The sequence below is a fragment of the Acetobacter orleanensis genome (assembly GCF_001581005.1).
Lineage (GTDB): Bacteria > Pseudomonadota > Alphaproteobacteria > Acetobacterales > Acetobacteraceae > Acetobacter > Acetobacter orleanensis.
Map to the genome: position 1 here is coordinate 88,267 of NZ_LHZV01000059.1, position 21,574 is coordinate 109,840.

The window sequence follows — 21,574 nt, forward strand, 5'->3', positions numbered from 1 at the left end:
GGAGCCTATATACATAAACATAGGAGCCTATGCAATGGAGCGTTCTGACAATTGGGATCCTCTTCGTCACCCCGGTCACTATTTCAACCGGATATCCCGCGGACTAACCCGGATAGGTGACGTGCGATTGCGACATTTGGGATTTGCGACCGCGCAACTTCCGGTTTTGACAGCTCTCAAAGACGGGACAGAGTTATCACAAAAAGAGCTGGCAAAATGGGCGAAGGTCGAGCAACCGACCATGGCGCAGATGCTGTCACGTATGGAGCGAGATGGACTGGTGCAACGTGTGCCAGACCCCGAGGATAAACGCTCAAGCCTGATTTCATTGACAGATATGACCCTGAAAAAACTTCCGGAAGGACGAACTATCCTCCGTCAAGGCAATTCCGAAATGACGAAGGGTCTGACCGAAGAGGAGATTGAGACGCTGGTGTCCCTGCTCAGGCGTGTGCTTGAAAATGTTGATTCCATGGAGCCGTGAACAAAAATCTCTTTCTATCTGCCGACGTCAGGATAAAGCCTGAATATGACATTGGTGACAGTCCCCCAATCAGCGCAATACAGACGCTGAGAAGGCCGATCTGGAAAGTTCGAAAAGCCTTTTGGTTATGTGGCCTGCCCGCGTTTCCATCGTTTATCTTACGATGATAGATGGATGATGAAGCCGCACGGTTTCTTTGATGCTGAAGAGCGGCTGGCTCGTCTGAGTGGGCTTGGCAACCGGCTTGAAACGTTGTCCCGGATTGTGGATTTTGAGGTGTTCCTCCGCCCTGATCTGGACAAGACTCTAACCTCTTCAGACGGGAGCAAAGGTGGTCGTCCAGCGTTTGATCCGGCGCTAGAGCATTTTCCTCTCAATCTGGCTCATATCCAGCAGTTGTAAAGAAGTTTGCGCATTCTTCTGGTGAGACCTGATTGATCAGTGTGCCGATCCTGTCCCAGAGAGCGTCGCGTGTGCGTTCTGCGGCTTTACGGAGATGGGCTTTGAGTTTGGAGAAGGCTTTCTCGATTGGATTGAAGTCCGGGCTGTAGGGTGGGAGATAGCGCACGGTCGCTCCCGCAGCTTCGATGGCGGCCTGCACGCCGGGGCCTTTGTGAGAGCTGAGATTTTCCATGATGACAATGTCGTATGGCCGCAGATCGGGTATCAGCACGCGGTCGACGTAGGTCTGGAGGCTACGGCCATTGAACGGACCGTCCAGCACCATGGGAGCCACGATACCGCTCAGCCGCAACCCGGCGACGAACGTCGTCGTTTGCCAGTGACCGTGTGGCACGGCGGAACGCAGTCTCTGGCCGCGCCGACACCGCCCGTAGCGTCTTGTCATATTGGTGGAAGCCCAGGTTTCATCAATGAAGACCAGCCATGTCAGATCGAGATCGAGATCGGGCTGGGCATCGAACCAGTCCTGTCGTCGTGTCAGGATGTCCGGCCGCTCCTGTTCCGCCGCGTGAGCGGTCTTTTTTCCATGTAATCTTATGACGGGCGAAAAAAACGCCAGAGTGTGCCAATGGCAAAGTGATGTCCGTCATCAGCCAGATGGTTACGGGTTTCCGCCAAGGTCAGGTCATCTTTCCCGGCAATCAGCGCATGGATACGCCTCGCCTGCGCCTCGATCCGGTGAGACAGACGATCCCTGCCACGCGGTCTGGCGGCAGTGCTGCCGGTCGTGACAGCAAGAGCGCACCAGCGAACCGCACTCGCAGGACTGACGCCAAACCGTTCAGCCGCCTGACGACGCGACAGACCATACAATACAGCAGCGACAACACGTTCGAGAAGATCCAGAGACAATGTGCGTGATGACATCCACAACCAGCCTCCATTCCGGCTCTCATCTTGAATCAGATCACAACCACTTTGGGAATCCCTGATGATTCGTTCAGCGTGGAAAACGCTCTAGACTTCCCCCCCGTATTGCTGCCGATACTATAGGAGCGTTCATAACTATCAACTGAACCATCCGCATTCAGATGTTGATTAAGCCAGGCGGAGTTTTGCGGTCTAAAAGTGGTATAACCAACATTGGATCCACCAGTTTCAGCACAGCTCGGCACACGGAAGCCACGAGAAAACGTTCCACGCAGTGCAAATTGCTCTCCGGATTTGAAAATGAGGCCTGCTTTGCAATAAATATTTAGCGGACCGCATCTTAAATTTCTTCGCCTAAAGCGGCGCGTTATCGAACCACCATGCGGCATCGACAAATTGCGTGAGATATTTCTTATAAAGTTACCTCATTCTAAAATAATTTTTCGATATAAGTGAAAAATTAATATCCACTATAATGTAATCATAGAATATTCTAACGTTTAAGAATGAGCGCATAAAAAAGGGTCATCCCTTTCAGGATGACCCTTTTGTTGTTTCTCAGTCATATCTCAAAGCGTTTATCTCGCTCTGAGATATCGTGCTCCTTAGAACTCCACCCCAGCCTCAACCTGGAAGTTTCGACCGATAATGGCATCCCAGTAGCGATTGGTGCTGCCCTGATAGGGGAACTGCGGCTTGGCATCAAATACGTTGTTCATCATGAAGCTGACATTGTAGTGCTTGGCAAATGTATAGCCGATGGTCGTGTTAAACGTGAAATACTGCTTCATGGTATTGTTCGGATAGACACCGTCAGCAACCTGAAGTTTGTATTTTGACTTGCCGTAATACATCATCTGCCACTGCACAAACAGCGGGCCACGCATATAGTTGAAGTTAGCCGTAAAATTATCACGCATATCCTGGCTCGTGCCCAGATATTCGTACTGGCTGGTCAGGATTGTGCCTTTATGAATAAAGCCATGCTTGTAATTGACGGTTGTCTGAATCGCACCATCATCATCCGAAAGACCAAGGCGTGAAAGCGGCAGATAATATGACAGGTGCGCCTGCAACCCACGATAATGCTCTGTGCCGACGTTAAACAGCCCTTCCGTAAATCCTTCACTAATCTGACTGTTGCTATCACGATGGAAGGCGCTGCAATACTGGCTGTTCGGATAAGAAGTTGAGTCATAGCAGGCAGCCAGAATGTCTGTCATACCCAAGCTGGCAATTTCATTTTTTACGCGCACATCATATACGTCCGCGCCCAACGTAAAGCCCTTGACCCAGCGTGGCTGCAATGACGCACCGGCGGTAAACTGCTTAGCCTGCTCGTTTTGCAGGTGTGGATTACCACCCGATAGGCCTTTGATGGTGAACTTGTTGAAATTGGACTGAAAACCTGCTGGCACCTGCGCTTTGCGGCAGTTTGCCAGACGCACAGCCGGATTTGGCCCGGAGTTGATGGCCGTTACGTCGCACGGGTCCGTGCCATCATCAAATGTTGTGCTTTGAGGAGAATATAGTTCGGAAATAGACGGAACACGGAAGGATGTTGTGTAATTGCCATGGAACACAATGTCCCGCACAGGGGCATAGCTGCCCCCACCTGAATAGGACCAGTATCCACCGTTCGCACTATTGTTCACGTAACGACCGGAGCCTGTAGCTGTCAGCGCGTACACGCCGGGAATGTTCATTTGTGGGGAAACCAACGGAATCATGGTTTCGCCGTAAGCTTCATTCGTATGGTAGGATCCGGAACCATTGGTGACAGGTGCCGAGTTACCATATTGCTGGCGTGTACCATCAGCCATCAGCTCACCACGGTAGAAGTTCCCTGCGTTGAAATCCATACCTTCAAACCGGTGTTCATACCCAATGTCATACGTCCAGTCTCCAGCAGGAAGCTTAACAACCGTGCTTCGCACGTCCGCGTTAAAGTCCCACTGCTGATTGATGGATTTTGTCCGTGCGTCTGTCTGGATATAGCGAGAGGCCGCGCTGCCACTCTGATTGACGCCAAAAGGATTGAGCGGAGAACAGGTAGAATTGAGAGACGGATAGGCTGCGTTAGTATAACCAGAAGCGCAGACAATATTACCGCCCGGACCTTCCACCGCGTTCAATGCGTTAATATAGTTCTGCGTCAACATTTCGCGCTGCGTGGTTGAAGAGCGGTATTCCCCATATTCCGCACTGCCTTTCCACTCAAATTTGCGACCGGCAAAATGAAAATCACCCTGAAGACCGCCGACAAAACGGAACAGGTTGGTATCTGTTGTATATTTTCCAGTGTAATAATCAGTATTGGCACGAGCCATGTAAAACTTGTCTGTCGGCAGGCCTGCCGCAGCGAGATTGTTTTTAATAATGGCACGCTCGGATGACGTGAGGAACGGGTTATCCGTGCTCAGCTCAAGTGCGCCATTAGGGTTTGTAACATCCGTCATGGCATCGTTGAACATCTGCGTATTGTAATAGGGCTGATTTGCCATGTTGGAAACGGAAGACCTGACATACCAACCTTCAAACGATGCCCGGAGATGTTCCGTAATATCGTAATGACCCAGCATCGTGAGATTCAGACGCTGCTGGTTTGTCAGCAGGTTGTCATAGTTTGAAATCGGGAAGCCGTTGCTACTGCCCTTTTTACCTACCGCTGTAATGCCATCCCCTGTCAGAGTGCCATAGCTGAGCGGCACAAGAGACTTGCCATCCTGACTGAACACCAGCGGCTGCCCTGCCTGATTTGTAATGGCTGTACCAATATTCTGCCCCTGATAGTTTGGATAATCATACAACGCGCCGGACATGGACGGTACACCGGCTGTTGTAAACGGCAGATAATAACGGCCGCCACGCGCCAACTCATACCCGCTTCCATCGGCATTTCGCACATATTGCAAGCGTTTATCGCCTGCGCCGGTATAGTTGGCGCGATCAGCCGTGGTCATACCGAAAGTCTGGTTATATTCAGTATCAAACACGATGCTGCCACGGTCATGATCAAAGTGACGACCGACCTTGCCTGCAAGACGATAGCTGATGGCGTCCTGACGCTGGCTGAAGCCGGTCTGGCCGTCCATCTTCACGCCCTGATAATCATCATCCAAAACGAAGTTCTGCACACCAGCGATAGCATCAGACCCGTAAACCGGGCTGCCAGACCCCACGACTGTTTCCACTTTTTTGATAAGCAGCGAAGGGATATTAGCAATATCCACCGGCGTTCCCTGCACAGCACCACTGAGGGACCCTGTTGCAGAAGAAACAAAGCGGCGGCCGTTTACCAGTGTAAGGGTACGTTGCGCCCCCAGAGACAGCAGGTCTCCATAAGTTTGACCTGCGCCAAATGAGCCCTGCTGAGGGCCAAGTGTGCTGTTATCCGGCACGCCGTAGTTCGGGTTTTCACGCATCAGCGCAAGCCCGAGGTTGGTGTAGCCGCGCGCCTGAATCTGGTCGGCACCCAGATCCATTGTGGCCATTGTATTGGTCAGACGGTTCTGTAAGAGGCGGGAACCCGTAACCGTCACGTGTTCGGTGTTGGATTCCATACCAGCACTGACAGTTTGAGCCTGCTGAAGCACTTTGGAAGACACTGACTGCTGGTCAGTCGTAGCCGCTTTGGTCTGCGTGACTGGAGAAAGCGGAACAGTAGCCTGAGATGAGGCTATGGGGCGCACCGAAGTCCCCGCAGTGCTTGCAGCCTGAGATGATGTCGCTTTCGCATGCGCTTTTTTGGCTTTACCGGATTTACCATGTGTACCAGAAGCAAGAGGCACTTTGGTCTGCGCTGCCGCGGTACCGCTTAATACAGGCACACTCACGGCAAGAACGGGCAAAACATACAACAACGAAAACGATAGAGAAACGCGGCTTTTTTTATTTTGTCCGTGCTTCATCACTCTGCGATGTCTCTGCATCATCAAACTTGGTCCCGACGCGTAAGAAGTGAAATAATTTTTACAAAGTCATAATGCTTTTCTGGACGGCTTTCCTGTGAGACCGAAAGCCCAAAACAGAGCGGAAAAACATTTTGGATAAGGAATGATACATTTTCGACACACTCATCCCACATCAATGCATAATTATTGCATAATTATTGCATTAGACATGCGTAAATCACATGCATTGTATCTTTTTTGAAATGTCGCTCTTTCTCGAAAAGCTACATCCCCACGGAATCGGGCGATCTTTCAGAGAGAAGATGTCCATATTAAACTGATGAAACAGAAAGATTTTGAGTGCGCCTCTTCTCAGGCAAACCATTATCGCGTTGCATCCCTGTATTGTGCATCCTGCATTCGCAAGCCACTCAGCGTAAGTTTCTTTTAAGTCACAGTGAAAAGACACACCCCTAGCTGTTTCCTATAAAAAGCTGAGAGGCCGCGTTGAGCAGCGCAGAAATAATCCTTCTCCTAACAAGTAACGTTTGTAATAAAAAATAAGAATTTATTCAAAATTGAGACGATTTTTTAGCGGTTAAGCTCCTGTTCACAAGATCGCCTTAGAGCGATATACAGCTTAAAATTTTATACATTTAAAAGGATTACTGTTTTGCGTTCTAACTTCTTTGCAAGGAGCGTTAGTCTGATCGGCCTTCTAGTGCTGGGTGGCTGCGCAACGGAATCCTCTCGCACATTGCCGGTGCCGGTCGTTGCTGTGGCACAAACGCCTTATAACGGCCCCCGCGTTAACATTGCCGCGGGCAAGTTCGCCAACCGCTCCAATTACATGAATGGCATTTTTTCCGATGGCATTGACCGGCTGGGCAATCAGGCGCGCACCATTCTGCTGACACGCCTTCAGCAAACCGGCCGCTTCAACGTGATGGACCGTGACAATCTGACGGAAGGGCGTCAGGAAGCTGCCTTTCTTAAACAGGGCCAGAACATTCAGGGGGCCAACTATCTGATTACGGGCGATGTCACCGCATTTGGCCGTAAAGAAGTGGGGGACGAACAGCTATTTGGTATTGCTGGCCGTGGGCGCAAGCAGGTTGCCTACGCAAAAGTCAGCCTCCAGATTGTTAACCCGCTCACATCCCAGATTGTCACGTCCAGTGAAGGCGCTGCGGAATATGCCTTGTCAGACCGTGAAGTGATCGGCTTTGGCAGCACCGCCAGCTATGATTCCACTCTGAACGGCAAGGTGCTGGATCTGGCAGTGCAGGATGCCGTCAATCATCTTGCACAGCAGGTGGATGCTGGTCAGATCCGCTAACAGGCGGCCTCATTTTCTATCTTTTTAAATCTCAGACTGGATTTTATTTTCTATGTTAGTGTCCAAAAAAGCTCTGGTGGGCCTCGGCCTTCTGGGGTGCCTGACGGCCTGCTCCAATACAGACCGCACGCCGCCACTCTATAGCTGGCAGGATTTTTCTGCTCAGCAATATCTGTATCTCAAAGGGCAGACAGACCCGCAGGCGCAAATTATTGCACTGGAAAAGGATGTGCAGAAAGCACAGGCCAAGGGTCTGGCGCTGCCCCCGGGCTTCCATGCTCATCTGGGCATGCTCTACGCCACAACAGGCCGGACCGATCTGGCTCAGCAGGAATTCAGTCAGGAAAAAACCCTGTTTCCTGAATCCGCCACTTATATGAATTTCCTGCTGAACAATCTTGGCCAGAAGGCGCAGTCCTCCTCATGAAAGTCTCTCACCTCGCCCGCCTGTGCCTTTGCGCCGCTCTGCCGCTGATGGCCACAGCCTGCACCACACCGGCCAAAGCACCGGACTATACGGCATTCCGCTCCGCCAAACCGCGCTCTATTCTGGTTCTGCCGCCGGTTAACCACACGCCGGATGTCAACGCCTCAAACGGCCTGATTGCGCAAATGACCCAGCCACTTGCCGAAGGTGGCTATTACGTGGTGCCCGTAACGGTGGAAATTGAAACCTTCCGCCAGAACGGGCTGGATACGCCCGATGACATCATGCAGACACCGGCTGCAAAGTTGCAGTCCATCTTTGGTGCGGATGCTGCGTTATACACCACCGTTACGGCCTATGGGTCTGTTTATCAGGTGATCAGCAGTAACACGGTGGTCACGGCAACATCCAAACTGGTGGACCTGAAAACCGGCAGCGTTCTGTGGAGCGGCACTGGCACGGCCAACAGCAGCGATGTCGGAGAGGCACAGGTCAATGCGGGTGGTCTGATTGGCGCTCTTGTTGGCGCGGCCATCAAGCAGGCCGTGCATAGCCTGACGGACCAGAGCTTTGACGTGGCGCATGTTGCGGCTCACCGTCTGCTGCATGTCGGGCCGCCGGATGGGCTGCTGTACGGTCCACGTTCCGTGAAATACGGCACGGACTGACTTTTCCGCATTGCGGGGAACACCCACACGTAGAGAGACAAAAAAAACCGGGAGAGCCGTCAGGCCATCCCGGTTTTTCAATGCTTGAAGCTAAGAAACTTCAGACCCCGGCGAGCGGTTTCAGCACATGGACTGTAACCGGAGCATCCAGAAGGTCCTGCACACTGGCAATCATCGCCTTGAAGTGCGGGGTTTCCATATGCTCGTTCAGGCTCTGGCGACTGACCCAACGTTCCACAAACACAAAGGTCTGCGGATCATCCTGATCCTTCTGCGGCACATAAGACAGGTTACCCGCTTCCTGCCGGGTTGGTGCTACACAGCCCTTCATGGCGTCTGCCACCTGCTGTTCCGCACCCGGTTTGGCTTTTACAAAGGCGACAACTGTAATTTCTTCACTCACGGCGACTATCCTTTACTCAGATCGCTTTCAACACAGGCACAAAGTATAGCGGTAAACAAACTCTGCAAGGGAAGACCCTGCTGCACAGCGTTACCATGAATTTTGTGATCCACCGCCGCCGGAATCTCCACCACCTCCACTAAAGCCGCCACTGCTCCCGCCCCCTCCGAACGAGCCGCCGCCGCGGCCACCCCCACGGCTTTGCAAAATGATGGAAAGCAGGTTGAGGACCAGATTCAGGAAGAAGCTCCATTTCGCACTCCGCTCAGCCTGCACTTCCGGCGGCACATATCCCCCCGGATAAAGCGCTGCGCGGCGGCGGGACCGGCGAATGAGCCAGATGGGCAGCAGAACAAACAGAAGACCAAGCACAACCAGACCAATCAGCGCCTCCATGGCATCTGTTTGGGAATCTGGCTGTTGGCTGGCGGACGTGCCCCCGCCAATATCGGCAGGGTCCGCATGGGTCAGCACATTAGCCAGCGCATCCACAATCCCATTAACAGCCTGCGCATACTGGCCAGCCTGAAGGGCTGGTTTGGCGGCTTGCAGGATCTCGTTTGTTTGCAGGTCGGTCAGCGCGCCTTCCAGCCCGTAGCCGACTTCAATACGAGACTGGCGATCTGGAATATCCAGCACCACCAGCAGGCCATTATCCACGCCCTTTTTGCCAATGCCGGTTTTATGAAAAGCCTCATTGGCATAAAGGCTGATATCATCAACATGACCGGGCAGAGAGACTACAATCTGCGGGTTGCCCGGCACGGTCTGGGAAATCTGGTAGAGCTTGTGGGAGAGTGCTGCGTTCTCATCGGCTGAAAGCACATTCTGCGGGTCCGTCACCCATTGCCGCAATACGACCCCATCATCCGCCGCTGCCGGAACAGCCAAGGCCGCACCAAGCCCACACAACACCAGACAGACAAACGCGACCAACCTGATGACACAGGCCAACCGCGATAACTCACGCCCCTCCGCGCACACGACAGGCTGGCTGGCATAGAGAGCCGCCACACGCGCAGACATGCCAGCACCCTTATCGGATTGAAGGCCCAGACCACCCGCGCACGGAAGATCCGTCTGCCTCCAAAACCGCGCAAGGCGGGATACGGGATGATACTGCCGCATGGTGCTGTGCCTCAACGCGCTAGGTTTTAGTGTTTGGAGAAATCAACAACCGGCGGGGTCTGTGCTTCAGGAGAAGCCTGATAGTACACGCGGGCATGGTAGCCCATAATGCCAGCCACCAGATTACCGGGGAAATGCATGACAGTCTGGTTATAAGACAGAATGGCCTGCTGCAAACGCTGGCGCGCCACGGTAATGCGGTTCTGTGAGCCTTCAAGCTGCACCATCAGGCGGGAGAAGTCCTGATTGGCTTGAAGCTGCGGGGACTGCTCCACAACAGCGTTAATCGCGCTGATTTCCTTGGCGTTCCGGCTCTGGGCTTCCAGAATTTTCTGCTGGAGGGTGGCGTTGTCCACCGTGCGCGGGTCAATGCGGTTCAGCGGGGTCTCGCCAGAACGTGCGGCGGCGTAATCCGTCAGCGTATCATGCTCGTGGGTCGCGTAGCCCTTCACGGTGTTGACCAAATTGGGGATGAGGTCAGACTGGCGCTGCACTTCATTCTGCAACTGACCTGTCTGCTCTTGCACGTTCTGGTCCGCCGCCATGAAGCGGTTGTAGCTGGACCCGAAAATCGCCAGCAGGGCAACGATCAGAATCGCAGGGATGAGAAGCTTCTTCATCAGGGTATCCTTAATAAACGCATCAAAACAGATCCGTTTTGGGGGCATCACCCCAACCCTCACGGTTCTGTGTGTCGTTTCTCTTTACGCGAAAACGCTGACTCGATGCTAAATATTTCCGTCCTTATAAAAAGACGCAGCAAAAACCGCCTTACATCTTGGAGGGAGAAGCCGCGCCCTTTATAACTCTCTTCATGATTATCATTACCGGTGGCGCCGGTTTCATTGGCTCATGCCTTCAGGCTTCCCTCGCCAGACGCGGGGAGGAAACCGTGGTGGTGGACTGGCTGGGTTCCGACCTCAAATGGCGGAATCTGGCAGCCCATGCCCCCTCCCGCGTTGTGGCCCCGGAAGAGCTTGAGGCTTTTCTAGCCACAAACCCGAAAGTGGACGCCGTGTTCCACATGGGAGCCATCAGTGAGACTACTGCACGGGACGCCGACCTTGTGTGGCGGACCAACGTGGCCCTGACCCAGACCCTGTGGGACTGGTGCGCCCGCACAGAGACACACTTTATCTATGCGTCCTCCGCCGCCACCTACGGCGCGGCGGACAGGCCGGAATTGTTCTCTGATGATCCGGCAAAGCTGGACCAACTCACCCCGCTCAATCTCTATGGCTGGTCCAAACATACGTTTGATCAGCACGTCATGACCGGGCTGAAGAAGCACGCCCCGCGGCCGCCCCAGTGGGCCGGGCTGAAATTCTTCAACGTCTATGGCCCGAACGAATATCACAAAGGCAAAATGATCTCTGTGGTGAAGGTAAAGTATGACGAGGTGAAGGCTGGCAACCCTGCCCGCCTCTTCCGCTCCGACCGCCCGGACATTGCCGACGGCCAGCAGATGCGCGACTTCATCTGGGTGGGAGACGTAGTGAATGTCATGCTGTGGCTGTATGAGACGCCTTCCGTCTCCGGCCTGTTCAACTGCGGCAGCGGCATCGCCCGGTCCTATCTGGATCTGGCCCATGCGGTGTGTGACGCCGCCGGATGCCCGCGCGACGTTGACTTTATCGACATGCCTGACAGCCTCCGTGGCCAGTATCAGTCCTACACGCAGGCCGACCTCACACGCTTGCGGGCGGCGGGCTATACAGGCACCTTCACGACGCTTGAAGACGGAATCCGTCAGTATGTGCAAGGCTACCTCGCCACGGATAACCCGTATCTCTGACTTCCCCTCTCTCTGCCCCCTGTCCGGACACCCTGACGCATGCTGCCAGTTCTGATTTTTCCACAATTTGACCCTGTGCTGGTGCATCTGGGGCCGCTTGCCATCCGGTGGTATGCACTGGCCTACATTGTGGGCATTGTGCTGGGGGTGGCCCTTCTACGCAGGCTGGTGCGCCTTGTCCCCCGCGTTGCCACGGTGGAACAGGCGGATGATTTTCTGGGCTGGGTCACGCTGGGTGTGCTGCTGGGGGGGCGTCTGGGCTATGTGCTGTTCTATCAGCCGGAGGTTTACCTCGCGCATCCGCTGAGCATTCTGGAAGTCTGGAAAGGCGGCATGTCCTTCCATGGCGGCGCACTGGGCGTGATTATCGCCATGGCGCTGTTTACGCGGCGCTATAAACTCAATTTTCTGGCCTTTGCGGACCGCGTGACCGTTGCTGTGCCGGTCGGGCTGGCGCTGGGGCGCATTGCAAATTTCATCAATGGGGAACTCTGGGGCCGGGAAGCCCCTGCCACACTGCCTTGGGCCATGATTTTCCCCAATGCCGGACCGATCCCGCGCCATCCGTCCGAACTGTATGAAGCCCTGACGGAAGGGCTGCTGCTGTTCATCATCATGTTCGTGGCTTCCCGCCGGCAGAGTGTTCGGGAACAGCCCGGCTTTCTGGCCGGACTGTTTCTGGCGGGCTATTCCTGCGCGCGCACCTTCTGCGAGTTCTTTCGGGAGCCAGATGCATTTCTGGGCTTCCTGCCCGGTGGTGTCACCATGGGGCAGGTCCTGTGCATGCCCATGCTGCTGGCCGGGGTCGCGCTGATGGTCCACGCCTCCCGCAGCCCGGTTTACACGGGCCTGCCCGCCACCACTCCTGATACCGGGGCCTGATGGGGACCACCTGATGCCCGGTCCAGCGCCCAACGCTCAGTGCTCGCCCCTGCCCGACCAGACGGAGCAGGCCGAGCGGCTGGACCATTTCATGGCGCGGGCCAATGCGCAGTATTACGCCACGCACCCGCTGCTGAGTGATTTTATTACCGCGCCGGAAATCTCGCAGGTTTTTGGCGAACTGCTGGGCGCATGGGCCGCCACCGTTTGGGCCAGCATGGGGTGCCCAACCCCTGTCATTCTAGCAGAAGCCGGACCGGGGCGCGGCACCCTGATGGCCGACATGCTCCGGCTGATTACTGCCCGTGTGCCCGCTTTTGCTCAGGCTCTTGAGGTGCATCTGGTGGAAACCTCGCCGCTCATGCGGCAGGCACAGGCGGCCGCAGTTGCTCCTTTCGGGGCACGCTGGCCGAACCTTTCCCCCACATGGCACGCCACACTGAACAGTCTGCCGGATGGCCCCCTGATTCTGGTGGCCAATGAGTTTCTGGACGCACTCCCCATCCGCCAGTTTCTGCACACGCCCGAAGGATGGCAGGAACATTACGTGCAGAACGGCGCTTTCTGCTGCGTGCCCTGCCCGCCTCCCGCACTACCTGATGGCCGCGCGCTGGACCCGGACTGCGTGGTGGAACTCTGTGAACCGGCTCTGGAGCTTGCCCGTCTGCTCGGCCAACGTTTTGCCCGTACCACCGGAGCCGCGCTGTTTCTGGATTATGGCCACAATTCCAGCCTGACTGGAGACTCCCTGCAAGCCCTGCGCCACGCCCGCCCGGCAAAACCGCTTGACGCCGCGGGTGAGGCCGATCTGACCGCCCATGTGGACTTTACCGCCTTTGCCGCCGCCGCCAGCCAAGCGGGTGCGGCCATCTGGGGGGCCGTCACACAAGGGACGTTTTTACGTGCTTTAGGGCTGACGGAACGCACGGAACAACTCGCCGCCCATGCCAGTCCGCACGATGCGGCAGAATTACGCAGCGGCGCGCACCGACTGACCGCACCGGAAAAGATGGGGCATCTTTTCCGGGTTATGGCCCTTGCCTCTCCCTCACTCCCCATGCCCCCCGGCTTTATGAAAGGACCGGCTGAATGACATCCGGCCAGACTGCCCAGACACAGCCCTCCCCATTGACCAGCCCTCTGCTGTCTCCAGCCCGCCATGGATTTTTTACGCGCGAAGGTGGCGTGTCCACCGGCCCGTATGCCAGCCTGAACTGTTCAACCCGCTCAGGGGATGGGGCCGCCTGTCTGGCCGAAAACCGTCGCCGCGTGGCAACCTGCCTTGGCGCGACACCGGAAAAACTGCTGGGCGTGACGCAAATCCACTGCCCGCGCGTGATAACGGTAGAAACCCCTTGGGCACCCGGCGCGGGTGAACAAGCGGACGCTATGGTGACACGCCTGCCGGATGTCGCGCTGGGCGTAATTACGGCTGACTGCGCACCAGTTCTGTTCACATCCAAGGATGGCAAGACTGTTGGAGCCGCTCATGCTGGTTGGCGCGGGGCGCTGGCCGGTGTGCTGGAAGCCACGCTGGACGCCATGCTGGCTCTGGGCGTGCAGCTTGCGAATATCTCCGCCGTCGTTGGCCCTTGCATCGCGCAGGAAAGCTACGAGACGGGTGAGGACATGCATGCTGCCATTACCTCAGCCGATGCGCAGGCCGTCCGCTTTTTTACACCCGGCAAGCCCGGCCATTACCAGTTTGATCTGGCAGGCTGGTGCGTCTTCCGGCTGGAACGCGCAGGAATTGGGCAGGTCGCCGCCCTTGGCGTGGACACACTGGCGGACGAGAAACGGTTTTTTAGCCATCGGCGACGTACATTGGCCGGAGGCGGGCCGATTGGGCACCAGATTTCAGTGATTGCAACAGGAGTGCAGAACGGATGAGCGGCTTTTTCCGGCGCACGGTTCTTCCTCTGTCCGGGCTTTTCCTGTTGAGCGGCTGTATTGATGTGCCGCATCCTTTTTCCAATCCGGGTAAGGAAGCCACGCGGCTGGCCGCCAACGCCCCGCCGTCCCGGCTGGATATTCCCGTCTCGACAGAAAGCCGCCTGCCTGCTGAGGCCAGCCGACTATGGAGCAAGGATGTTGCGGCAGAACTGCTCCAACAGACAATCCCCGCTATGGCGCAACCTGTCCGCCCCGGAGACTGGTGGCTGAAAATGCGGGCCGACCAGCGAGGGGACCAGATTGTACCCGTCTATATGGTCATGACCCCCAAAAACGAAATTCGTGCCACGCAGGAAGGTGAGCCGATACAGGCCCTGCTCTGGACTGCGGCAGACCCGGCAACACTCAGCCTTGCCGCTCAGGATGCCGCCCCCAAAGTGGCGTCCGTACTAACCGGTATTCAGGCGGATGACATGGACAAAGACCCGCATAGCCTGAAGCACCGTGCCGCCCGCGTTTATTTTAAAGGAGTGACGGGGGCACCGGGGGACGGCAATATCTCGCTCAGCCGCGCCTTTGCGGCCTCCTTCCGCAACACGGCTGATGCACTCCAGAACTCGGCGGAAAACGCAGATTTCTCCGTCGCCACGACGGTTAAACTCAGCCCCGGCCCCGTTGGCACAACTGGCCACCCACAGCAGCATATTGAAATTATCTGGCGCGTGACGGACAAAACCGGCAAGGAAGCCGGTGCCGCCACACAGCTCCATGATATTGATGCCCACTCTCTTGATGGCTACTGGGGTGATGTTGCGGTCGTAGCCGCACAGGAAGCCGCAGGGGCCGTCCGGCAGATTATTGACCGTTATTCCGGGCGTGATAATGCGCCGCTACCGCCGCCTGTTGATGCTGGGAAAAGCCATAAAAAACAATGATGAACAGTGATCCCAACCCCATAACGGAAGACGCGAATAACAAAAACATGTCCGAAACGCTCTCTATTGGGGTTGTTATCCCGTCATATAAAGTAAAACAACATATTCTAAACGTTATTTCACGCATTGGATCAGAAGTAGAAAAAATTTATGTCGTAGATGATTGCTGCCCGGAACATTCAGGACAATTTGTTGCGCAAAACTGCCACGATCCACGAGTAACAGTCCTCTACCACACCCAAAATCAAGGGGTGGGCGGTGCTGTGATGACCGGTTATCAGGCCGCTGTCGCTGATGGTCTTGTAACCATTGTCAAAATTGACGGTGATGGACAAATGGACCCGGCGCTTATTCCGGAATTTGTCGCACCTATTTTTTCCGGCCATGCCGATTATACAAAAGGCAATCGATTTTTTAATCTGGAAGGGCTGGAACACATGCCAAAAGCAAGAATCTTTGGTAATGCTGTCCTGTCTCTTCTTACTAAAATCTCTTCCGGGTACTGGAGTCTTTTTGATCCAACCAATGGTTATACCGCCATACACCGAGATGTTGCCGCCATACTCCCAATGCACAAAATAAGCTGCCGCTATTTTTTTGAAACAGACATGCTGTTCCGGCTGAATATCTTGAAAGCAACGGTTATGGACATCCCCATGACTGCCGTTTATGGCGATGAGGTCAGCAACCTGAAAATCAGAAAAATCATTCCTGAATTTTTACGAAAGCATTTTGAAAATTTTATAAAACGTCTTTTCTACAACTACTATCTTCGAGATATGTCCATCGCCTCGTTCCAACTCCCGCTCGGCATCCTGTTGCTGGTTATCGGGGGCAGTGTCGGAATTATCCACTGGCTGCATAGTGTGCAGGACGGCATCTATGCCTCAGCCGGTACCGTCATGCTTGCCGGACTACCCATTCTGCTGGGAACGCAGTTTATTCTTTCTTTTCTATCTTATGACATCAGCTCAGAACCCGGAAAACATCATGGGTTACCGCTCCATCGCGTTCTGAACACGTATCAGATCCAGAAAGACTTCCCAACACTGGCAAAGAAGGACGTAGCCTGATGGATATTGTTTACACGCTTTTATGCGTGACAGGTATCGCATTCGGGCAAATCCTATTTAAACTCAGTGCAACCGGGTTCCAGAAAGCCGGAACGCTGCTTGACCCTGCCAGCCTTGGCATTCTGACAAGTGCGCTGGTTTTATATGGCCTCACAACCATAGGCTGGGTATGGATCCTGCAACGTGCGGAACTGGGACGGGTCTATCCCTTAATGGCCCTTGCCTTTGTGATAGTGCCTGTCCTGAGCTATATTTTTCTCCATGAAAGCTTTAATAGGCAATATGCATTTGGCGTTCTTTTAATTATATCCGGCATTCTAGTTTCTCTGGTACAAAAATCATGAAATTTATTTTTTTACCGAACTCTATTTCCCCAAAACTTTTAACCATTCTTGCCGCTCTCTTTATCGGCTTTTTCTGTTTCCTAGAAACGGGCATTATTCCACCCCTGCAATCGCCGGATGAACGCGATCACCTCAAACGCGCTTACTGGCTCTCAAAAGGCGAATTTTTCCTGAAAACACCAGCGGGTGAAGTTTCCGGCGGATTTGTTGATTCAGGGCTTGAGAACTACCTTGAATACTGCAGTAGATATGACAGACACACAGACAAAAAAATTGCACAAAATGATTTAAATATCATAAGAAATTTTCAGTGGACTGCCGATAAAACGTTTACTGTTGCGCCGGGAACAGGATATTATTTCCCCATCCTTTACACACCACAGGCCATCGGCCTGTCGATTGGCGAATACACACATCTCTCCATCGACAACTCATACAGGCTCGCGCGCCTGATGAGTGCCATAATAGCGTGTTTTATCATCATTGCTGCTTTTGCCATCTCTGCGCCCAACGCTCTTGTTCTTGCACTTCTGGCAATTCCCATGACTCTGTTCCAGATTGCTGCTGCTAGTCTGGATGGTATGGCTACGGCAGTCACAATACTGGCGCTTGCTGTTTTCTGTCAGACCAAACGCCTTGCAAGCCATACTCCGCCTGCGCTGCTGTACACACTCTCCATTTCTGTAACGCTGGTTGCCGCATGCCGGCTCCATGCGTTACCCATTCTTCTGCTTCCGTTCATGGCATGGATTTACACAAAAAGAAAAAACGTCCTCTGGCAGACTCTTAGTTGTACTGCCTTTGTAATAGGGTGGACACTGCTTGCCATGAAAATGACAATCAGCAACCCTCATCCAGATACCTCTGTCCATGAAAAACTTCTGGGAATTTTCCTGCATCCGCTTCATTTTGCACATTTGATTGTCAATACAATAGCAGACCCGGGTAAGCAGAATTTCTATATCTGTTCTTTTCTTGGCGATCTTGGATGGCTAGACACGCTCTTTCCCACGAAATTTTACGAGGCCCTGACGCTTTTACTTCTGGTCATCACGCTATTATGCCTCCCATGGAAAAACCAACGCGAGACATGGATTTCGTCCGGTATTATGGCAGGTATGAGTCTGGCGTCCTGTCTGCTGATTTTTATGGCTCTTTACCTTGCATGGACCCCAGCTAACGCGTCCGAAATCGAAGGTATTCAGGGACGGTATTTTCTAATCCCTGCTCTATTTCTGGCTTATGCCTTAGGTGAACTAAAAATAACCCGCCGGTCTCTCTGCGCATTTTCCCTGTTTGCAGTTCTTTTTCTTTTCTCTACTTATTCAATGATCTCTGTCCTTTTAACACGATATTATATCGTGTCCTGAATTCCGAAAAAATATCTAGCAACCGCGTTCAGGACTTGATGTGCATGTCATCGCGACAATTATCACGATGACAGCAGCATGCCGCCCGAGCAGTCCCAAGCACCGTTCGATCAAACAGAAGCGGATGAGACCGGATAAAGACATCAACCATAACAGGAAGCGTGGCTTAACCCGTAAGTCGATGTGAACGGATACAAAAGACTTCTCGTCAGGACCGCGAGTCCGGAGAGACCACCACACACCCACTCAGGCGGCGGCAGGCGGCGACAGCGTCTGTGTGGGACAGGTTGGTTAGGCGCGCGCGGTAAAGGCGGCCTTTCTTGACCTGCACGGCGGCAACCTGCGCTCTGGCACCAGAAAGCGGTGCGTGATTACGCGCCTGCCCCGTGGCCTGCTGCGCCATAGAGGCGGTATTAAACGCCCCGACCTGAATGGCCCAGTTGCGCGGCTCTTCCGCACGAGATTTTTTGCTAAGCAACGGAGCAGGCTCCGCCATAGCCGGGGAAACCAGACGGAAAGACCGACCACGGCTTGGTGTTGCCGCTGGGGTAACCGCCGCAACACGTACCACATGGGCCTGTGTCGGCATGACAGGCTTGGACGGGGTTATAGCGGACTGTGCTTCATCCGCTGTATCTTCAACGGGTTCAGATGCATCAACTGCCTGTGCAACCTGTACCGGCGCTTCAGACGCAGCAGCAGCCGCGCCGCCAGAACGCGCGAGACGCTGCGCCCAGACAGAACTGACATCACTCCGCGCGGAAGGATTTGCCGCATGCGCTACCGGATGCCAGTCAGCTCCGTAGGACGGTGTATCCCCTGAACTGCTTTCAGCAGCCTGAGCCACTTGCACCGGCTGGCTATCCTCGCTCAAGCCAGACTGCTTGTGCTGCCACGCGGTGCGGACCGAACTTGTTTCCGTATTGGACTGCACTGGCTGATAGGCCAAAGCCATGCTGTCATGGCTGGCCACCAGCATATCCGCCTGAGAGCGGTTCGCCGGCCAGATGCCCACAATGCGGCGGCCAATGGAGGCCACATAATTGCGGGTTTCACGCGGGAGTGTACGGTTACGTGTCAGGAAATCCTCAAGCCGTCCGGGGCCTGCATTATAGGCCGCCAGAAAGCCGGGCGAGCCATAGACGTCATACATCTGCCGGATATAAGCGGTGCCAGCCATGATGTTGTCGTGCGGTTCATACGCATCATCGCCCAGATTATAGGCATAGCGCAGGGCATCATACGTTGGCGGCATGAGCTGCATCAGTCCCATCGCACCCGGTGCGGATGTGACAAACTGCCCGTTATGGAAAAGACGACCACCAGATTCCTGTTGCATGACAGCACGGACCCATTCTTCCGGCACGTCAAACCTTTTGGACGCTTCTTGAATATACGGTCCCCATGGATCTTCCGGCGGACCGGGAGGAGCATAGTAGGATCGCGCATGTGCGCGATACTGCGCAGCCTCTTCCGCCACCGGGACGGCGGGAGAACCACCTGTGCCCGGTTGCCCTGCGCAGGCAGCCAGCAAGGCCAGCAAGCCAAAAGCCGGAGAAGTCCGCACAGCACGACGCAGCGCCTTACGCCGCTGCGGGGCGAGGGACTGGTAGAAACGGAAGGGGGGTCGTCTGGATGTCATGGATTATATCCGCCCTGCCCACGTATGGAAGCACCACTGGCCTCCCGGGGATTCTCCTGAGAGTATATGGAAAAACTCTTCTCTAAGTCTCTATAACGCCAGCGTCTCTCACGCAACACATCATCCCGGCTTCTGCCGTGCACCAGCGGGACTTTTCCACACAGGCCCCGGGCGTCCTGAGTGAGGCGGGAGTTGCGGGCCGCCGCGTGATCGGATAGGCGAGAAGGCATGATGGTCAGTTCCGGTTCTTCTGAACACACAGGCTTTACAGCCCCGGCCCCACGCACGCGCTCCCACGTGGCAACTGCCTGCAAGGATATTGCAGATGGCTTCCGGCTGTGGCGACTGGCGGCAACGCTCGGCTGGCTGGATATCAGGCTGCAATTCAGCGGGTCCACACTGGGGCCGTTCTGGCTCACACTGACAACGGCGGTCATGATCGGCTCCATGGGGTTGATCTATTCCCAGCTGTTTCATCTTGTTCTGAAAGATTACCTGCCTTACCTCTCAATTTCGATAATTCTATGGCAGACTGGCCTTTCAGCCCTAATTCTTGAGAGCTGTTCCACCTTTACGCGGGCGACGGAAACCCTACGCTCGGTCAACATGCCCTACACGGTGCAGGCGTTGCGAACCATGATGCGCTGCGGGATTGTATTCAGCTACAATCTAGTGGTGCCAGTCGCGGTCTTCCTGATTTTTGGTATCTCACCGGGAACAGAAGTGGTGCTGGCCCTCCCTGCCCTGCTGCTCTGGCTGGTGGATAGTGTGGCACTGTGCCTGCTGCTGGGCTGTGCGTGTGCGCGTTTCCGCGATATTCCCCCCATTGTGGGCAGCGTCATGCAGATTATTTTCTACATTACGCCCATTATCTGGGAGCCCAAGCAGGTGGGCGCTCATGCTTGGTGGCTCTATTTCAACCCCTTCTATTCCCTGCTGGAAATTGTACGCAGGCCGTTTCTGGGGCAGAGTCCCACTGAGACGTCATGGCTGATTGCTGGAGGGATCAGCGCGGTTTTCTGCTTGCTGGCTTTGTTTGTCTTCTCACGCTCCCGCAGCAAACTGGCGTTCTGGGTATGAACCAATCTATTTTTGATGCCGGGCGCGTACCCTCTGGCACGTCTTCCATCAGCATCCGGGATCTCTCCCTTAATTTCCCGATTTTTCATGGCGGCGCACGCTCGCTCAAGAAGCTACTGTTCAAACGCGGCAAGGCAGCCCTTACCAGTTCTCGCGGACTGCGCACGGGCGGAGAAGTCCGTATGGATCGCCCGGACGGTGGGCCTGTGTATGTGCAGGCGCTGAATGCGGTATCCGTGGAAATCCGGGCTGGAGAACGCGTGGGGCTGATCGGCCATAATGGTGCTGGCAAATCCACCCTCCTGCGGGTGATGGCAGGCATTTATATGCCGGACGCCCCCAATGTGCATATTCGTGGACAGGTGGCCGCCCTGCTGGATGTCAATTCCGGCATGAACCCAGAATTGACGGGGCGTGAAAACATAACCCTGATGGGCCGCCACAAAGGGCTGACCACAGCGCAAATCCGCCAGCTTGAGCAGGATGTAGAAGAGTTCGCCCAGCTTGACACATTTCTGGACCTGCCCGTGCGGCTCTACTCCTCCGGCATGATCGTCCGGCTGGGCTTTGGTCTAGCCACCGCAATTACCCCGCAGATTCTGCTGATGGATGAATGGTTCATGGCCGGAGATTTCCATTTTCAGGAACGTGCGGAAAAGCGCCTCTCATCCGTGGTGAACAAAACGGATATTCTGGTCATCACCTCCCACGCGCTGGATGTGCTGGAAAAATGGTGTACCCGGCTGATCTGGATGGAAGGCGGGCAGATCCATAGGGACGGCCCGACTGCCGATGTCATGGCGGCCTATCGCGTGGCCATGTACGAGCCTGACCACCACACCTGAGCCAGTCGCATCGCATCGCATCGCATCGCATCGCATCGCAT

Annotated in this window: 19 protein-coding genes and 2 pseudogenes; 15 read left to right on the forward strand and 6 right to left on the reverse strand. The window is 54.8% G+C overall.

Annotated features, from left to right (window positions below; genetic code table 11):
* Positions 1–34: 34 nt before the first annotated feature.
* Both AD949_RS06655 and AD949_RS06660 read left to right on the forward strand, forming a co-directional pair.
* Positions 35–484, forward strand: coding sequence for a MarR family winged helix-turn-helix transcriptional regulator (locus AD949_RS06655; RefSeq protein ID WP_048836433.1), 450 nt, complete (start codon positions 35–37; stop codon positions 482–484).
* Between the two features lie 177 nt (positions 485–661).
* Positions 662–844: pseudogene (locus tag AD949_RS06660) on the forward strand (IS5/IS1182 family transposase); the annotation flags it as partial.
* Between the two features lie 13 nt (positions 845–857).
* Here the strand turns inward: AD949_RS06660 and AD949_RS13760 are convergent.
* Together AD949_RS13760 and AD949_RS06675 are read right to left on the reverse strand one after the other, a co-directional pair.
* Positions 858–1,813 (reverse strand): annotated as a pseudogene (locus tag AD949_RS13760) (IS630 family transposase).
* Between the two features lie 608 nt (positions 1,814–2,421).
* On the reverse strand, positions 2,422–5,607 hold the full coding sequence (locus tag AD949_RS06675) for a TonB-dependent receptor domain-containing protein (protein ID WP_158319960.1): 3,186 nt from the start codon (positions 5,605–5,607) through the stop codon (positions 2,422–2,424).
* A 775-nt stretch (positions 5,608–6,382) separates the two neighbouring features.
* Between AD949_RS06675 and AD949_RS06680 the strand changes: the two genes are divergently transcribed.
* Genes AD949_RS06680 through AD949_RS06690 form a run of 3 tightly spaced genes read left to right on the forward strand, consistent with a single transcriptional unit; the run spans position 6,383 to position 8,143 of the window.
* A complete protein-coding gene (locus AD949_RS06680) occupies positions 6,383–7,048 on the forward strand; it encodes a CsgG/HfaB family protein (RefSeq protein ID WP_048836677.1) in 666 nt (221 codons plus the stop codon).
* Positions 7,049–7,100: 52 nt separating this feature from the next.
* The gene (locus tag AD949_RS06685) at positions 7,101–7,475 is read left to right on the forward strand and encodes a DUF4810 domain-containing protein (protein ID WP_052944590.1); all 375 of its coding nucleotides are present in this window, start codon (positions 7,101–7,103) and stop codon (positions 7,473–7,475) included.
* Positions 7,472–8,143, forward strand: a complete 672-nt coding sequence (locus AD949_RS06690) for a DUF799 domain-containing protein (RefSeq protein WP_048836676.1) — start codon at positions 7,472–7,474, stop codon at positions 8,141–8,143. Before AD949_RS06685 ends, AD949_RS06690 begins: the two co-directional genes overlap by 4 nt.
* Positions 8,144–8,243: 100 nt before the next feature.
* Here the strand turns inward: AD949_RS06690 and AD949_RS06695 are convergent, their stop codons facing one another.
* The 3 genes from AD949_RS06695 to AD949_RS06705 form a co-directional block, all read right to left on the reverse strand.
* The gene (locus tag AD949_RS06695) at positions 8,244–8,546 is read right to left on the reverse strand and encodes a putative quinol monooxygenase (protein ID WP_048836675.1); all 303 of its coding nucleotides are present in this window, start codon (positions 8,544–8,546) and stop codon (positions 8,244–8,246) included.
* Between the two features lie 90 nt (positions 8,547–8,636).
* Entirely contained in the window at positions 8,637–9,572 is a 936-nt protein-coding gene (locus AD949_RS06700) for a TPM domain-containing protein (RefSeq protein WP_048836674.1), read from the reverse strand.
* 128 nt (positions 9,573–9,700) lie between these two features.
* Positions 9,701–10,294 (reverse strand): LemA family protein, encoded by a 594-nt coding sequence (locus AD949_RS06705; protein ID WP_048836680.1) that lies wholly within the window; start codon positions 10,292–10,294, stop codon positions 9,701–9,703.
* A 194-nt stretch (positions 10,295–10,488) separates the two neighbouring features.
* Here AD949_RS06705 and rfaD point away from each other — a divergent pair, with 194 nt between their 5' ends.
* The 8 genes from rfaD to AD949_RS06745 are packed head-to-tail and all read left to right on the forward strand — an operon-like array spanning position 10,489 to position 17,966.
* The gene (gene rfaD, locus AD949_RS06710; protein WP_048836673.1) at positions 10,489–11,469 is read left to right on the forward strand and encodes an ADP-glyceromanno-heptose 6-epimerase; all 981 of its coding nucleotides are present in this window, start codon (positions 10,489–10,491) and stop codon (positions 11,467–11,469) included.
* A 39-nt stretch (positions 11,470–11,508) separates the two neighbouring features.
* A complete protein-coding gene (lgt, locus tag AD949_RS06715; RefSeq protein WP_048836672.1) occupies positions 11,509–12,351 on the forward strand; it encodes a prolipoprotein diacylglyceryl transferase in 843 nt (280 codons plus the stop codon).
* A 13-nt stretch (positions 12,352–12,364) separates the two neighbouring features.
* Positions 12,365–13,444 carry a class I SAM-dependent methyltransferase gene (locus AD949_RS06720; protein WP_048836671.1) on the forward strand — a complete coding sequence of 360 codons (1,080 nt, stop codon included), beginning with the start codon at positions 12,365–12,367 and terminating at the stop codon, positions 13,442–13,444.
* A complete protein-coding gene (pgeF, locus tag AD949_RS06725) occupies positions 13,441–14,241 on the forward strand; it encodes a peptidoglycan editing factor PgeF (protein ID WP_048836670.1) in 801 nt (266 codons plus the stop codon). The genes AD949_RS06720 and pgeF overlap by 4 nt, the downstream gene beginning before the upstream one ends.
* Positions 14,238–15,179 carry a hypothetical protein gene (locus AD949_RS06730; RefSeq protein ID WP_048836669.1) on the forward strand — a complete coding sequence of 314 codons (942 nt, stop codon included), beginning with the start codon at positions 14,238–14,240 and terminating at the stop codon, positions 15,177–15,179. The genes pgeF and AD949_RS06730 overlap by 4 nt, the downstream gene beginning before the upstream one ends.
* Positions 15,176–16,252, forward strand: a complete 1,077-nt coding sequence (locus AD949_RS06735) for a glycosyltransferase family 2 protein (RefSeq protein ID WP_082064849.1) — start codon at positions 15,176–15,178, stop codon at positions 16,250–16,252. Before AD949_RS06730 ends, AD949_RS06735 begins: the two co-directional genes overlap by 4 nt.
* Entirely contained in the window at positions 16,252–16,596 is a 345-nt protein-coding gene (locus AD949_RS06740; RefSeq protein ID WP_048836668.1) for an EamA family transporter, read from the forward strand. Before AD949_RS06735 ends, AD949_RS06740 begins: the two co-directional genes overlap by 1 nt.
* Entirely contained in the window at positions 16,593–17,966 is a 1,374-nt protein-coding gene (locus tag AD949_RS06745; protein WP_048836667.1) for a DUF2142 domain-containing protein, read from the forward strand. The genes AD949_RS06740 and AD949_RS06745 overlap by 4 nt, the downstream gene beginning before the upstream one ends.
* Before the next feature lie 208 nt (positions 17,967–18,174).
* Here the strand turns inward: AD949_RS06745 and AD949_RS06750 are convergent, their stop codons facing one another.
* The gene (locus AD949_RS06750; RefSeq protein WP_048836666.1) at positions 18,175–19,608 is read right to left on the reverse strand and encodes a lytic transglycosylase domain-containing protein; all 1,434 of its coding nucleotides are present in this window, start codon (positions 19,606–19,608) and stop codon (positions 18,175–18,177) included.
* 228 nt (positions 19,609–19,836) lie between these two features.
* Between AD949_RS06750 and AD949_RS06755 the strand changes: the two genes are divergently transcribed.
* Together AD949_RS06755 and AD949_RS06760 are read left to right on the forward strand one after the other, a co-directional pair.
* A complete protein-coding gene (locus tag AD949_RS06755) occupies positions 19,837–20,688 on the forward strand; it encodes an ABC transporter permease (RefSeq protein WP_048836665.1) in 852 nt (283 codons plus the stop codon).
* A complete protein-coding gene (locus AD949_RS06760) occupies positions 20,685–21,533 on the forward strand; it encodes an ABC transporter ATP-binding protein (RefSeq protein WP_048836664.1) in 849 nt (282 codons plus the stop codon). Before AD949_RS06755 ends, AD949_RS06760 begins: the two co-directional genes overlap by 4 nt.
* Positions 21,534–21,574 lie beyond the last annotated feature (41 nt).